13 protein-coding genes are annotated in these 14,810 nt (G+C 72.6%); 12 read left to right on the forward strand and 1 reads right to left on the reverse strand.

Annotated features, from left to right (window positions below):
• The 10 genes from ACFVS6_RS42025 to ACFVS6_RS42070 all read left to right on the forward strand — a co-directional run.
• A partial coding sequence (locus ACFVS6_RS42025) for a ubiquitin-like domain-containing protein (protein ID WP_389711820.1) occupies window positions 1-1,188 on the forward strand: 1,188 nt, incomplete at its 5' end.
• Window positions 1,185-2,087, forward strand: a complete 903-nt coding sequence (gene rsmA, locus ACFVS6_RS42030) for a 16S rRNA (adenine(1518)-N(6)/adenine(1519)-N(6))-dimethyltransferase RsmA (RefSeq protein ID WP_389711821.1) — start codon at window positions 1,185-1,187, stop codon at window positions 2,085-2,087. The genes ACFVS6_RS42025 and rsmA, both read left to right, overlap by 4 nt.
• A complete protein-coding gene (locus ACFVS6_RS42035; RefSeq protein WP_389711823.1) occupies window positions 2,084-2,980 on the forward strand; it encodes a 4-(cytidine 5'-diphospho)-2-C-methyl-D-erythritol kinase in 897 nt (298 codons plus the stop codon). The genes rsmA and ACFVS6_RS42035 overlap by 4 nt, the downstream gene beginning before the upstream one ends.
• Window positions 2,981-3,072: 92 nt before the next feature.
• Window positions 3,073-4,392, forward strand: coding sequence for an acyltransferase (locus tag ACFVS6_RS42040; RefSeq protein ID WP_389711824.1), 1,320 nt, complete (start codon window positions 3,073-3,075; stop codon window positions 4,390-4,392).
• Window positions 4,393-4,420: 28 nt separating this feature from the next.
• The gene (locus ACFVS6_RS42045; protein ID WP_281208804.1) at window positions 4,421-6,217 is read left to right on the forward strand and encodes an ABC-F family ATP-binding cassette domain-containing protein; all 1,797 of its coding nucleotides are present in this window, start codon (window positions 4,421-4,423) and stop codon (window positions 6,215-6,217) included.
• Between the two features lie 163 nt (window positions 6,218-6,380).
• Window positions 6,381-8,006 carry a PQQ-binding-like beta-propeller repeat protein gene (locus ACFVS6_RS42050; RefSeq protein ID WP_389711825.1) on the forward strand — a complete coding sequence of 542 codons (1,626 nt, stop codon included), beginning with the start codon at window positions 6,381-6,383 and terminating at the stop codon, window positions 8,004-8,006.
• Between the two features lie 41 nt (window positions 8,007-8,047).
• On the forward strand, window positions 8,048-9,724 hold the full coding sequence (locus tag ACFVS6_RS42055) for a PQQ-binding-like beta-propeller repeat protein (RefSeq protein WP_389711826.1): 1,677 nt from the start codon (window positions 8,048-8,050) through the stop codon (window positions 9,722-9,724).
• 160 nt (window positions 9,725-9,884) lie between these two features.
• Entirely contained in the window at window positions 9,885-10,577 is a 693-nt protein-coding gene (locus tag ACFVS6_RS42060; protein WP_389711832.1) for a response regulator transcription factor, read from the forward strand.
• A gap of 99 nt (window positions 10,578-10,676) precedes the next feature.
• On the forward strand, window positions 10,677-11,636 hold the full coding sequence (galE, locus tag ACFVS6_RS42065) for a UDP-glucose 4-epimerase GalE (protein WP_389711827.1): 960 nt from the start codon (window positions 10,677-10,679) through the stop codon (window positions 11,634-11,636).
• A gap of 476 nt (window positions 11,637-12,112) precedes the next feature.
• Entirely contained in the window at window positions 12,113-12,886 is a 774-nt protein-coding gene (locus ACFVS6_RS42070) for a LuxR C-terminal-related transcriptional regulator (protein ID WP_389711828.1), read from the forward strand.
• On the opposite strand, the gene ACFVS6_RS42075 is transcribed toward ACFVS6_RS42070, so the two are convergent.
• Window positions 12,845-13,342, reverse strand: a complete 498-nt coding sequence (locus tag ACFVS6_RS42075; RefSeq protein WP_389711829.1) for a MarR family winged helix-turn-helix transcriptional regulator — start codon at window positions 13,340-13,342, stop codon at window positions 12,845-12,847. The two genes, ACFVS6_RS42070 and ACFVS6_RS42075, sit on opposite strands and share 42 nt — an antisense overlap.
• A gap of 147 nt (window positions 13,343-13,489) precedes the next feature.
• On the opposite strand from ACFVS6_RS42075, the gene ACFVS6_RS42080 reads away from it, so the two are divergent.
• Together ACFVS6_RS42080 and ACFVS6_RS42085 are read left to right on the forward strand one after the other, a co-directional pair.
• Window positions 13,490-14,380, forward strand: a complete 891-nt coding sequence (locus tag ACFVS6_RS42080) for a trans-aconitate 2-methyltransferase (RefSeq protein ID WP_389711830.1) — start codon at window positions 13,490-13,492, stop codon at window positions 14,378-14,380.
• 2 nt (window positions 14,381-14,382) lie between these two features.
• Window positions 14,383-14,778: a VOC family protein gene (locus tag ACFVS6_RS42085; RefSeq protein ID WP_389711831.1), complete on the forward strand. Its 396-nt coding sequence runs from the start codon at window positions 14,383-14,385 to the stop codon at window positions 14,776-14,778.
• Window positions 14,779-14,810 lie beyond the last annotated feature (32 nt).

The following is a 14,810-nucleotide window of genomic DNA, read 5'->3' on the forward strand; positions in this document are numbered from 1 at the left end:
GTCCCGGCCCAGGGCGGCGCGCCCGACGACGGGGGCGGGCGCGGCGACGGGACCGGCCGGCGGGCCGCCGGCCGGGGCCGCAAGGGCGCGACGGCCCGCGACAGCTGGCGGCGCATCGTCCCGCAGGCCCTCGTCGTGGCGGTCCTGGCGGGCGGCACCACGGCCTTCGTCGCCGCCGACAAGGCGGTCCTGCTCACCGTCGACGGCGTCCCCCGCAGCCTCCACACCTTCGCCGGCAGCGTCGACGCCCTGCTCGCCGCCGAAGGCCTCGGCGTCGGCCCCCACGACCTCGTCGCCCCCGCCCGGGGCTCCGCCCTCGGCGACGGCGAGGAGATCGTCGTCCGCTACGGCCGCCCCCTGGAACTGACCCTCGACGGCCGGACCCGCCGGCTGTGGACCACCGCCCGCACCGTCGAGGCCGCCCTGCGCCAGCTCGGCGTCCGCGTCGAGGGCGCCTTCCTCACGCTGCCCCGCACCGCCCCCGTCCCCCGCGCCGGCCTGACGCTCGGCGTCCGCACGGAACGCGGCATCACCTTCATGGCCGACGGCCGTGAACGCACCATCCGCACCAACGCCGCCACCGTCCAGGAGGCCCTGGACCAGGCCGGCATCACCCTGGGCGGCCAGGACACCACCTCGGTCCCGCCCGGCGAGTTCCCCCGCGACGGCCAGGTCGTCACGGTGCTGCGCATCACCGGGACCCGCGAGGTCCGCGAGGAGCGCATCCCCTTCACGACCGAGCGGGTCGAGGACGCCGACCTGTTCGCCGGGACCGAGGTCGTGGAGCGGGCCGGGCGGCCCGGCGCGCGCCGGGTCACGTACAGCCTGCGCACCGTCAACGGGGTCCGCCAGCAGCCCCGGAAGATCGCCGAGGAGGTGGTCCGGGAGCCCGTCGGCCAGCTCGTGAAGGTCGGTACGAAGCAGCTCCCGAACTCCGTCGCCGGCGCGGACGGCCTCGACTGGGGGGCGCTGGCCCACTGCGAGTCCGGCGGTCGGGCCTCGGCCACCGACCCCTCGGGGACCTACGGCGGCCTCTACCAGTTCGACGTGCGCACCTGGCAGGGCCTCGGCGGCAGCGGCCGCCCGCAGGACGCGTCGGGCTCCGAGCAGACCTACCGGGCCAAGAAGCTCTACGTGCAGCGGGGGGCGAGTCCGTGGCCGCACTGCGGCCGTAGGCTTTACCGGTGAGCACCGCAGAGCAGCAGCCCCACGAGACCCCTTCCGACGCCCTCCTCGGGCCGGCCGACATCCGGGAACTGGCCGCCGTACTCGGCGTCCGGCCGACGAAGCAGAAGGGCCAGAACTTCGTCATCGACGCCAACACGGTCCGCCGCATCGTCCGCACCGCCGAGGTGCGCCCGGACGACGTGGTCGTCGAGGTCGGTCCTGGGCTCGGCTCGCTGACGCTCGCGCTGCTGGAGGCCGCCGACCGGGTCGTCGCCGTCGAGATCGACGACATCCTGGCCGCCGCCCTGCCCGCCACCATCGAGGCCCGGATGCCCGCGAAGGTCGACCGCTTCGCACTGGTCCACTCCGACGCCATGCTGGTCAAGGAGCTGCCCGGGCCGCCGCCGACCGCGCTCGTCGCGAACCTGCCGTACAACGTGGCCGTTCCGGTGCTGCTGACCATGCTCGACCGTTTCCCGACCATCGAGCGGACCCTCGTCATGGTCCAGGCCGAGGTCGCCGACCGGCTCGCCGCCGAGCCCGGCAACAAGGTGTACGGGGTCCCCTCCGTCAAGGCCAACTGGTACGCGCACGTCAAGCGCGCCGGGTCCATCGGCCGCAAGGTGTTCTGGCCCGCGCCGAACGTCGACTCCGGACTGGTCTCGCTGGTGCGCCGCACCGAGCCCGTGAAGACGACCGCCTCCAAGGCCGAGGTCTTCGCGGTCGTCGACGCCGCCTTCGCGCAGCGCCGCAAGACCCTGCGCGCCGCCCTGGCCGGCTGGGCCGGTTCGGCCGCGGGCGCCGAGGCGGCGCTCGTCGCCGCCGGCGTGTCCCCGCAGGCGCGCGGCGAGTCCCTCACGGTCGAGGAGTTCGCCGCCATCGCCGAGCACAAGCCCGCCGCGGAGAGGCCCGCCCTGTGAGCGTGACCGTACGGGTCCCCGCGAAGGTCAACGTGCAGCTCGGGGTGGGCGCCGCCCGCCCCGACGGCTTCCACCCCCTCGCGACGGTCTTCCTCGCCGTCTCCCTGTTCGACGAGGTGACGGCCACCCCCGCCGGGGAACCGACCGTCACCTGCGAGGGGCCGGACGCCGACCAGGTGCCCCTGGACCGCACCAACCTCGCCGCCCGGGCCGCCGAGGCCCTCGCGGCGCGGGCGGGCATCGAGCCCGCCGTCCACCTCCACATCGCGAAGAACATCCCCGTCGCGGGCGGCATGGCGGGCGGCAGCGCCGACGGCGCGGCCGCGCTGCTGGCCTGCGACACCCTGTGGGGGTTGGACACCCCGCGTACGGAACTCCTCGCCATGTGCGCCGAACTGGGCAGCGACGTCCCCTTCAGCCTGCTCGGCGGCGCGGCCCTCGGGACCGGCCGGGGCGAGCTGCTCACCCCGGTCGACGCGGGCTCCTTCCACTGGGTGTTCGCGGTGGCCGACGGCGGCCTGTCCACCCCGGCCGTGTTCCGCGAGTTCGACCGGCTGACCGCGGGCACCACCGTCCCGGAACCGGAGCCCTCCCCGGAACTCCTCGCGGCCCTCGCCTCGGGGGACCCCGACCGGCTCGCTCCCGCCCTGTCCAACGGCCTCCAGGCCGCCTCGCTGTCGCTGCGCCCGGCGCTCGCCGACACCTTCGAGGCGGGCATCGGAGCCGGCGCGCTGGCCGCGCTGGTCTCCGGCTCCGGACCGACGACGGCCTTCCTGGTCCGGGACGCGGAGGGCGCCGCCAAGGTCGCCGCCGCGTTGGAGGCCTCGGGCACCTGCCGCACCACCCGTACCGCGTCGGGACCCGTCCCCGGCGCGACGGTGCTGCCGGCCTGACCGTGCCGGGCGGCCGGGCGGCCGCGGTACCCAGCGCGATCTGAGTATCCGTACCCTGTCGCCGCGACCGCCCGCCCGCGACCGTGGTGGACATGACAGCCACCGCACACGACCTGGCCGCCGCGACCCCCGCGACCCGGGACCGCTACGTCGACCTGCTCCGGGTCGCCTCGCTCGGCACGGTCGTGCTCGGCCACTGGTTGATGGCGGCCGTCGCCGGGGACGGCATCGGGAACCTGCTCGCCCTCGTGCCCCCGCTCCAGGTGCTCACCTGGGGGCTCCAGATCATGCCGGTGTTCTTCTTCGTCGGCGGGTTCGCGCACGCCCTCTCGTACCGCTCCCTCGCCCGCAGGGCCGACGGGCCCGTCTACGCCGCCTTCCTGCGGGCCCGCCTCCAACGGCTGCTGCGGCCCACCCTCGTCTTCGTCCTGGTGTGGACCGTCCTCGCGCTGGCCGTCCAACTCGCCGGCCTCGACGGAGGACGGCTGACCGGCGCCGCGCTGCGGCTGGTCACCCAGCCGCTGTGGTTCATCGGGATCTACCTCGCGATGGTCGCCTTCACCCCGCCCCTGCTGAAGCTCCACGAGCGCCGCGGCTGGGCCGCCTTCGCCGGGCTCGCCGGGGCGGCCGCGCTGGTGGACGTCCTGCGCTTCGCGTTCGGCGTCCCGTACGTGGAGTTCCTGAACTTCGCCTTCGTGTGGCTGGCCGTGCACCAGCTCGGCTTCCTGCGCGCAGACGGGCGCATCACCCGCCCCGCCGTCCTGGCCGCCGCCGGCCTCGCCGGGGCCGTCCTGCTCGTCGCCTTCGGGCCGTACCCGCTGTCCATGGTCGGGATGCCCGGGGAGAAGGTGTCGAACATGGCCCCGCCCACCCTCGCCCTGCTGTGCCACGGCCTGTGGCTCGTCGGCGCCGTCCAACTGTGCGCGCGGCCCGCCACGGCCTGGCTGGAGCGGCCGCGGGTCTGGCGCCGCGTCGTCGCAGCCAACGGCGTCGCCATGACCGCGTTCCTCTGGCACCTCACCGCCATGCTCGGCGTGTACGCCGCCCAGCTGGCCCTCGGCCTCGCACTGCCCGAACCGGCCACCGCCGCCTGGTGGGCGCAGGTCCCGCCCCGGATCCTCCTCGCGGCCCTGGTGACGGCCCTGCTCGTCGCCTGCTTCCGCCGCTTCGAGGCTCCCGTGGCGCCCGCGCCGACGCCCGGGAGCGGTCCCGTCGCCGCCCTCGGGATCACGCTCGGCCTGCTCGGGATCCTCGGCCTCTCCATGACCGGCCTCGGCGGAATCCTGGAGGGCCACAGCGCCACCCTGATCGCCCTGCCGCTGACCGCGCCCGCCGCCATCGGCATGGCCCTCGCGGGCGCCCTTTTGGTGGATCGGTCGGGGTCGGCCCGGAGGGTTAGGCTGAGGGGCTGATCCACACCCCTTCCCTGGAGCGCGTCTGATGGCCGTCAATCTGGTCAATGTCGAGGCAGTCAGCAAGGTGTACGGCACCCGTACCCTGCTCGACGGCATCTCCCTCGGCGTGTCCGAGGGGGACCGGATCGGTGTCGTCGGTCGCAACGGCGACGGCAAGACCACCCTCATCCGGATGCTCGCCAAGCTGGAGGAACCCGACACCGGTCGGGTCACCCAGAACAGCGGCCTGCGCATGGGCGTCCTCACCCAGCACGATTCGCTCGACCCCTCCGCCACCATCCGGCACGAGATCATCCGTGACATGGCCGACCACGAGTGGGCCGGCAACGCGAAGATCCGCGACGTGCTCACCGGCCTGTTCGGCGGGCTCGACCTGCCCGGCTTCGGCCAGGGCCTCGACACCGTCATCGGCCCGCTCTCCGGCGGCGAGCGCCGCCGGATCGCGCTCGCCCAGCTGCTCATCGCCGACCAGGACCTCCTCGTCCTCGACGAGCCCACCAACCACCTCGACGTCGAGGGCATCTCCTGGCTGGCCAAGCACCTCCAGGAACGCCGCTCCGCGCTCGTCTGCGTCACCCACGACCGCTGGTTCCTGGACCAGGTCTGCACCCGCATGTGGGACGTCCAGCGCGGTGACGTCCACGAGTACGAGGGCGGCTACAGCGACTACGTCTTCGCCCGCGCCGAGCGCGACAGGATCGCCGCCACCGAGGAGTCCAAGCGGCAGAACCTGATGCGCAAGGAGCTGGCCTGGCTGCGCCGCGGCGCCCCCGCCCGGACCTCCAAGCCGCGCTACCGCATCGAGGCGGCCAACGAGCTCATCGCCGACGTGCCGCCGCCGCGCGACACCTCCGAGCTGATGAAGTTCGCCAACGCCCGCCTGGGCAAGACGGTCTTCGACCTGGAGGACGTGACGGTCCAGGCCGGCCCCAAGACGCTCCTCAAGCACCTCACCTGGCACCTCGGGCCGGGCGACCGCGTGGGCCTCGTCGGCGTCAACGGCGCCGGCAAGACCTCGCTGCTGCGGGCGCTCGCCGAGGCCGCCCGCACCCAGGGCGACGTCCAGCCCGCCGCGGGCAAGGTCAGCGTCGGCAAGACCGTCAAGCTGGCCTACCTGTCCCAGGAGGTCGGCGAGCTCGACCCCTCGCTGCGCGTGCTGGAGGCCGTCCAGCGGGTCCGCGACCGCGTCGACCTGGGCAAGGGCCGCGAGATGACCGCGGGCCAGCTGTGCGAGCAGTTCGGCTTCACCAAGGAGAAGCAGTGGACCCCGGTCGGGGACCTGTCCGGTGGTGAGCGCAGGCGGCTGCAGATCCTGCGGCTGCTGATGGACGAGCCCAACGTCCTGTTCCTCGACGAGCCCACCAACGACCTCGACATCGAGACCCTGACCCAGCTGGAGGACCTGCTCGACGGCTGGCCCGGCTCGATGATCGTGATCTCCCACGACCGGTTCTTCATCGAGCGCACCACCGACACGGTGATGGCGCTGCTGGGCGACGCCTCCCTGCGGATGCTGCCGCGCGGACTCGACGAGTACCTGGAGCGCCGGCAGCGGATGATCGAGGCGGCCGCCCCGGCGGCGCCGGCGCCGGCCGCGAAGTCCTCCGCGTCGGGGGACTCGCGCGCCGCGAAGAAGGAGCTCCAGAAGATCGAGCGGCAGCTCAACAAGATGTCCGACCGCGAGTCGAACCTGCACGCGCAGATCGCCGAGAACTCGACGGACTACGACAAGGTCGCCAAGCTCGACGCCGAGCTCAGGGAACTGATTTCCGAGCGCGACGAGTTGGAGATGCGCTGGCTGGAACTGGCCGAAGACGCGTGAGTCCGGACAGATTTGAACACGATCCGGTCGGATAACGGCCAAGTCACGGGCCGGTCCTCCCTTGGGAACAGGGGTCGGACCGGCCCGTCGAGTGTCGGCCACGAGTGATAGAAAGGGTCGTTCTACCGACCGACCCACCGCCTGACGCCGAAGGTATGCGCTGATGACCGAGCCGCCCCAGCCGCCGAACCAGCCGCCGTCACCTTCCGGTTACGGCCACCTGCCGGGCCCCCCGCAGCCGGGATACGGATTCCCGCCGCAGGGGCCGAACCCGTACGCCCAGCAGCCGCCGACCGTCCCGCAGCCGCACGTGCAGAACGGCGGATACGGATTCCCGCCCCCGCCGGGCATGCCCCCGGTACCGCCGCCGCCCGGCCGGAGCAGGGCCAAGGTCCTGATCGCGGCCGCCGTCGCCGGCGTGCTCGTACTGGGCGCCGGTGGTTGGTTCCTCCTCGCGGGGGACGACGACAAGGCCGCCAAGGAGCCCGTCGCGCAGAGCCCCGCGCCCGTCGACGACAAGCCCTCCCCCTCGGCCTCCGTGGACAAGGGCGACGGCAACGGCGCCGGCGGCTCGTTCCCGACCGACCTCAACTCCGGCCGCAAGAGCGGCGAGGACAAGGCGCTCTGGCTCAAGACCGTCAAGATGGACGGTCCCGGCGCCGGGATCCCGACGAAGGGCCAGTGGGTGGTCGGTGACTCCGTCATCAAGACCGTCGACAAGTCCGTCGTGGCCTACGCGGTGGCCGACGGCAAGGAGAAGTGGAAGATCGACCTCCGCACGGAGATCTGCGGATTCACCGGTCAGACCACCCCCGACGGCAGGACCGTCATGGTCGTCAAGAACGACGACGACTCCAACTGCAACCAGATGAAGCTCATCGACCTCAAGGGCGGCAAGGAGCTCTGGACCAAGGAAGTCGTCATGGAGGGTCTCTTCAAGACCGCCATCGACACCACGGTCACCCTCACCGGGGACACCGTCGCCCTCGGCTGGATGGGCGGTCAGAGCGCCCACCGCCTGAGCACCGGCGACAAGCTCTTCTCCGACGCGGGCCCCGAGGGCTGCAAGCCCACCGACTACGCCGCGGGCAACGGCAGGATGATCGCCGTGGCCATGTGCCTGGACGCCGACAAGACCGTCGAGATCCAGGACGCCGACCCGAACACCGGCAAGAAGACCTGGTCGTACAAGCTCCCCAAGGGCTTCCAGGTCAAGGCCGTCTACTCCGTCAGCCCGACCGTCATCGACGCGCAGAACCGCGACACCAAGCAGCGCGGCATCATCGTCCTCGACGACAAGGGACAGAAGCGCAACTCCCTCTCCGGTGACGGCGACTTCGTGATCAACTGCGGTGGCAGCAGCAGTAGCGACGGCCTCCAGAACTGCGGGAACTCCGTCGTCGACGGCGACACCGTCTACCTGGGCTCCGGTGCGGAACTGGACACCGCGAGCGCGGAGATCGTCGCCTTCGACCTCAACACCGGCAAGACCAAGTGGCGCACCAAGGCGGGCGACAAGAAGAGCTTCGTCCCGCTCAAGGCCGCGGGCGGTCAGCTGATCGCCTACCGCAGGGGCGCCCTCGACGAGCCCGGCGAGATCGTGTCGCTCCCGGCCGGCAGCGGCACGCCCAAGGTGCTCCTGAAGCTGCCCTCGGGCCCCGCCGCGAAGATCGAGGGCTCCTTCATGTTCTCCCGCGCCGCCTACGAGGACGGGCGCTTCTTCCTCTCCGTCACCAACCTGAGGGGCGACGGCAAGGACGAGAAGCTCCTGATGGCCTTCGGCAAGTGAACGAGTCCACCGAGCCGCCCACCGAGAGGCAGTAGCACGCCATGAGTACCCCGCCGCCCCCGCAGCAGCCCCCGTCGGGAGGCTTCGGCGCGCCCCAGCCGGTCCCGCCGCCCCCGTCGGCGCCCCCGACCGTCCCGCAGCCGCCCGCCCAACAGCCCGGTTACGGGTATCCCCAGCAGCAGCCCGGCTACGGCTACCCCCAGGAGCAGCCCGGCTACGGTCACCCGCAGCAGCCGGTCACCGCGCAGATCCCGGCCGGGCCCCCCGCGGGCGGCGGCAACGTGGTCCGCACCCAGCTGATGATCGTCGGCGCCGCGCTGGTGGCGATGGCCCTCATCATCGGCGGCGGCTTCTGGTACGTCTCCGGCGACGGCGAGGGCGGCACCACCACCGCCGACGGCGGAACCCCCAGCGGCTCGGCCGACCCGAAGGCCCCCGCGGCCCCCGGCGGCACCGAGAAGGTCCCGTCCAACATCAAGTCGAAGACGCTGCTGAACGTCCCGAGCCCGAAGCCCGAGGACGTCATCTCCGTCGACGGTTCCTGGCTGACCGACTCCACCTACGTCAAGTCCGACGTCGCGAAGGTGGTCGGCTACAACCTGGTCGACGGCGGCAAGAAGTGGGAGCTCCCGCTCCCCGCCCACGTCTGCGGCGCGACCAAGCACGTCAGCGACAACAAGTCGGCCATCCTCTTCCAGGAGGCCATGCCGTCCGCCGACAAGAAGTACCCGCAGTGCAACCAGGTCGGCGTCATCGACCTGAACACCGGCAAGCTGCTGTGGTCCGGCAACGCCAAGTCCTCCACCGGCGGCGACAAGCCCGTGGCCTTCAGCGAGGTCACCATCAGCGGCCAGACCGTCGCCGCGGGCGGCCTCAGCGGCGGCGCCGCCTGGAACCTCGCCGACGGCAAGTCCCTGTGGACGCCCAAGGTCGACTCCGAGGGCTGCTACGACCTCGGCTACGCGGGCGGCGAGGCCCTCGCCGTCCTGCGCAAGTGCGGCCGGATCCCCAACCAGAGCCTGCTCGCGCAGGTCCTCGACCCGGTCACCGGCGCGCCGAAGTCCTCGTACAAGCTGTCCCCGGGCATCGAGTGGGCGGGCATCATCTCCACGAAGCCGCTCGTCGTCGCCGCGGACGTCGGCGACACGGCCAAGAACGCCACCGGCGTCAGCGACCTCTTCGTCGTCGACGACGCGGGCCAGCTCAAGAGCCGCATCTCGCTCGCCGCCGGCACCTGGGCGCCCGAGTGCCCCGCCACCGAGGTCGAGCAGTGCTCGAAGATGGTCGTCGGAAACGGCAAGGTCTACCTGCCGACCTACGAGCACCAGGGCTCCGGATCCTCCGTCGGCCGCACCAACGAGCTCGTCTCCTTCGACCTGGAGACCGGCAAGGCCACCTCGGACCGGGCCGACGCGGGCGAGAGCTACACCATCACCCCGCTGCGCATGGACGGGTCGAACATCCTGGCCTACAAGTCGCCCCCCTACAACAAGGGCGGCCAGATCGTCAGCATCGACAGCAAGACCATGAAGGAGACCATCCTCATGGAGAACCCGCCGGAGAAGACGGGCCAGCGGGCCGAAGCCCAGTTCTCGGCGGACCACTCCGAGTTCCGCTACGGCAACGGCAAGTTCTTCATCTCGCGCACGAACGTCCGCAAGCCGTACTCGGACAAGGCCGACCCCGAGTACCTCTTCGTCTCCTTCACCGCGAGCTGATCGGGAACCGACCGCGAACCGATCGCCGCACCCGCCGCGCGGCACGCGCGCAAGCCCCCGGAAGGCCCGCCCTTCCGGGGGCTTCTGCGCGGTATCGGGCACGTCCCGTCGAACAAGCGTGTAGCTTGCCGGGTCAGAAGGATCTGGGGTGGGAGCCTTAATGGGCGTACGGGTCATGGTGGTCGACGAGCACCGGCTGCTGGCCGAGGCGCTCGCCTCGGCGCTCAAACTGCGCGGGCACCGGGTGCTCGCGGCCGCCGCGCCGACTGCCGGAGCGGCGGAGCTGGTCATCGGCCGCGCCCCGGAGGTCTGTCTGTTCGGCACCGCCACCCCCGCCGACCCCGGGATCTTCGAACCCGTCGCCCGGATCAAGCGGGAGCGCCCGCAGATCGCCGTGGTCGTCCTGGGCCCGGTGCCCAGCCCGCGCGGGATCGCCGCCGCCTTCGCCGCCGGTGCCTCCGGCTACGTCCGCCACGACGAGCGCATCGAGGGAGTGGAGCGGGCCCTGGCCAAGGCCCGGTCGGGGGAGGTCGCGATCGCCCCGCAGTTGCTCCAGGGGGCCTTCGCCGAGCTCCTCAACCCCGCCGCCCAGCCCGACGACGAGGGCAGCCGGTTGCTGCGGCTGCTCACGCCGCGCGAGGTGGAGGTGCTCGTCCGGGTCGCCGAGGGCGAGGACACCCGGCTCATCGCCGCCGGCATGGCCATCGCGCCGAGCACGGCCCGTACGCACGTCCAGCGGGTGCTGATGAAGCTGGGCGTGGGATCACGGCTGGAGGCGGCCGCGCTGGCCGCGCGCACCGGCCTGCTCGACCGGGCCGCGCTGCCCCCGATGCCCCGGTCCGCCGCGGAATGAGGCCTCCCGCCCGGCGACGATTTCCCCGGACGCGCGGAATCCGGTAAGCCAGAGACCAGCACGCGCGTACGCGTGCGTCCGCGAGAGGTTGGAGTGCGAGTGAGTAAGTACCTGGTCACCGGTGGCGCCGGATATGTGGGCAGCGTGGTCGCCGCCCGACTCCTGGAAACCGGCCACGAGGTAACGGTCCTCGACAACTTCTCCACCGGCTTCGGCGCGGGGGTCCCCGCCGGCGCCACCCTGATCGACGGCCGGATCCAGGACGCCGCCCAGCACCTGGACGCCTCCTACGACGCGGTCCTGCACTTCGCGGCCTCCTCGCAGGTCGGCGAATCCGTCGTCAATCCCGGCAAGTACTGGGACAACAACGTCGGCGGCACCCTCGCCCTGCTCGACGCGATGCGCGGGGCCGGCGTCCGCAAGCTCATCTTCTCCTCGACCGCCGCGACGTACGGCGAGCCGGCCGACGGCCCGCTGACCGAGCACTCGGTGACCGCGCCGACCAACCCCTACGGCGCCTCCAAGCTGGCCGTCGACCACATGATCGCGGGGGAGTGCACGGCGCACGGCCTCGCGGCGGTCTCGCTGCGCTACTTCAACGTGGCCGGCGCCTACCGGGAGTTCGGCGAGCGGCACGACCCCGAGACCCACCTGATCCCGCTGGTGCTCCAGGTCGCCCTGGGCGAGCGCGAGTCCATCTCGATCTTCGGCGAGGACTACCCGACCCCGGACGGCACCTGCGTGCGCGACTACATCCACGTCGCGGACCTGGCGGAGGCCCACCTGTCGGCGCTGGACGTGGCGGCCGGCGGCGAGCACCTGATCTGCAACCTGGGCAACGGCAGCGGCTTCTCGGTCCGCGAGGTGATCGAGACCGTCCGCAAGGTCACCGGTCGGGACATCCCGGAGGTCGTCGCCCCCCGCCGCGCCGGCGACCCGGCGGTGCTCGTGGCGTCCGCGCGGGCGGCACACGAGCGCCTCGGCTGGACGCCGACCCGCTCGGACCTCACCAACATCGTGACGGACGCCTGGAACTTCGCCCGCGAACAGCGTTCCTGACCCCGTACCGCCCCGGCGCACCGCGCCCCGCACGCCCCTCGCACCCGACCGGTGCGGGGGGCGTGCGCGTGCGCGCCGAGCGCGGTGCACGGGCGCTCTGCGCGGGCGCCCGGCGTGCGTACGCCGGGTGAAAGGTCCCCCGTGCAACTGCCGATGGCACACTCCGGTCGGGAAATCAGCTTCCGGGCCTCCGGGACCGTCGAGAACAAGCCACCGCGAACGCCGTGCAGGACCGACCCACCGGAAAATCGCTCCAAAAACTTCTGCTATTCGGCCAACCGTGAGACGGCCCCGGGCCTACGCTGATGCGTGACACCGGTGGGGGCCGGTGTTGATTCAGGGGTCGAGACACGCCGGGTACGGCGTCCGGTCCGGGGTAGTGCACAGAAGTCACGGCGGCGGCTGCGACGGCCTGTGGACCTCCTGGTCCGGGCGTCGTACCCGCAGTCGTCCGTTCCCCGACCCTTGGGGGTTTTGTGGTTCGCATCCGGGTTCTGGTGGTCGACGACCACCGCATCTTCGCCGAGTCCCTCGCAGCCGCGCTCGCGGCCGAGCCGGACGTGGACGTGTCCGCGGCCGGCAGCGGTCCCGCGGCCGCGCGCTGCCTCGAACGCGCGGTGGCGGAAGGCCGCCGCTTCGACGTCATGCTCGTCGACGCCGACCTCGGCGCCGCCGCCGGGACCCTGCCCGCCCAGCGGGAACCGGGCTCCGGGCCACCGCCCGGACCGGACGGGATCGCGCTGGTCGCCGGGGTGCGCGTCACCCACCCCGGGGTCCGCACCGTGGTCCTCGCCGAACGGGACGATCCCCGCAGGGCCGCGCTGGCCCTGCAGGCCGGGGCCTCCGGGTGGGTGGCGAAGGACTGCTCCCTGTCCCGGCTGCTCGCCGTCATCCGGGGGGTGCTGCGCGAGGAGACCCACCTGCCGCCCGCGCTGCTCACCGGGGTGCTGCGGGAGCTCACCGCCGCCCGCAAGCACCGCACGGACAGCGAACGGCTCGTCGAGTCCCTCACCCCGAGGGAACACGAGGTGCTCCGCTGCATGGTGGCGGGGCTGGGCCGCAAGGACGTGGCGGCCAGGCTGTTCCTGTCCCCGCACACCGTCCGCACGCACATGCAGAACGTGCTGGGCAAGCTGGGCGTGCACTCCACGCTGGCGGCCGTGGCCCTGGCCCGGCGGGCGGGCGTACGACCCGCCGAACTGGCGGGTCTACCCGGGGACGTTGTCGAACGGAGCGGTCAACTGGCGTAGCAGCCCGGCGAGGTCGCCGCGCTGCCCCGTCGAGAGCTGGGCCAGGATCGCCCGTTCCTGGGCCAGCAGACCCGCGAGGGACTGGTCGGCGCGGTCGCGCCCCTCCGGCGTCAGCCGCACCAGTACGCCCCGGCGGTCGTTGGGGTCGGGAAGCCGTTCGACGAGGCCCTTCTTGGCGAGCCGGTCGATGCGGTTGGTCATGGTGCCCGAGGTGACGAGCGTCTGCGTCAGGAGTTGCCCGGGGGACAGCTGGTAGGGGGCGCCGGCGCGCCGCAGCGACGTCAGCACGTCGAACTCCCACGGCTCCAGCCCGTGCTCGGCGAAGGCCAGCCTGCGGGCGCGGTCGAGGTGGCGCGCGAGCCGGCTGACCCGGCTGAGCACCTCGAGCGGTTCCACGTCGAGGTCAGGGCGCTCTCGCCGCCATGCCGCGACCAGTCGGTCGACCTCGTCCTCCATGCGGATCAGTGTAAGGGGTCTGTCGACATGAAGTCTCTTGAAATCAAGAATCTTGACTTCGAGATATATTCTGGCCGACCATGGGGCATGGAGGTGGCCGGAACGGCTTCCGCTTCCACTCGCCCCACCAGTAGGGAGGCTTCGAACATGCATTCCGACACCGCGCCGGCCGTGCGCCCCCCGGCCCTGGACGGTTCCACCCCGTCCGCACCCACCTGGGACCCCCAGCAGTACCTCCGGCACGCGGGACACCGGACCCGCCCCTTCCTCGACCTTCTGACGCGCATATCCGAGCTGCCCACGCCTCCCGCGAAGTCCGACGAGAGCCCCGGCCTGCGCATCGCCGACCTCGGCTGCGGCCCCGGCAACGTCACCGCCCTCCTCGCCGAACGCTGGCCCGAGGCCCGGATCACCGGCTTCGACCTGTCGCCCGAGATGCTCGCCCGCGCCACGGCGGAGTACGCCGGTCCCACCGCGGGCGGCGGCCGGCTCGACTTCCGGCACGGCGACATCGCCGACTGGATGCCCGAGGAGACGTACGACCTGATCGTTTCCAACGCCGCGTTGCAGTGGGTGCCCAGCCATCCCGGGTCCTTCGCGGCCTGGATCCACGGGCTGCGGCCCGGTGGCACCTTCGCCTTCCAGATCCCCGGCAACTTCGGCGCCCCCAGCCACCGGCTGCTGGCCGAACTCTGCGACACCCCGCGCTGGCACTCGCGCCTCGCCGGTCACGGCGCGCGCTACGTCCACCTCCTCGAACCCGCCGAGTACCTCGCCCGATTCACCGAGCTCGGGTGCGCCGTCGACGTGTGGGAGACCACCTACCACCAGCTCCTGCAAGGACCCGACCCGGTGCTCGACTGGGTCAAGGGCACCGCCCTGAGGCCCGTCCTGACCGCCCTCGGCGACGACCGGGAGGCCGTCGAGACCTTCCTCGCCGAGTACCGCGAAGCGCTGCGCGAGGCCTACCCGCCCGGCCCCCGCGGCACCGTCTTCCCCTTCCGCCGCATCTTCGCCATCGCCCGCAAGGAGACCTGATCGTGCTGACCGCCGTCGATCACGTGCAACTCGCGGCGCCCCCCGGCTCCGAGGACGCGCTGCGCGCCTACTACGAGGGCGTCCTCGGCATGACGGAGCTGCCCAAACCACCCGTCCTCGCCGCCCGGGGCGGCTGCTGGTTCGCCGCCGGAGCCGTCCAGCTGCACGTCGGCGTGGAGGAGGACTTCCGGCCCGCCCGCAAGGCGCACCCGGGTCTCAGGGTGACCGGCATCGAGGAGTACGCGCGCAGACTCCGGGAGCGCGGGGCGCGGGTCGTGTGGGACGGCGACCTGCCGGGCCACAGGCGCTTCTACTCCGAGGACCCGGTCGGCAACCGGCTGGAGTTCCTGGAGGCGCACGACCCGGACGGGCGGGGTCCGTCCGGACCCCGCCCGTAGGGGCCCGACGCGACGGCGCCCCGTCACCGGAT

Origin of the sequence: Streptomyces sp. NPDC057939 (assembly GCF_042887545.1) — a bacterium.
GTDB lineage: Bacteria > Actinomycetota > Actinomycetes > Streptomycetales > Streptomycetaceae > Streptomyces.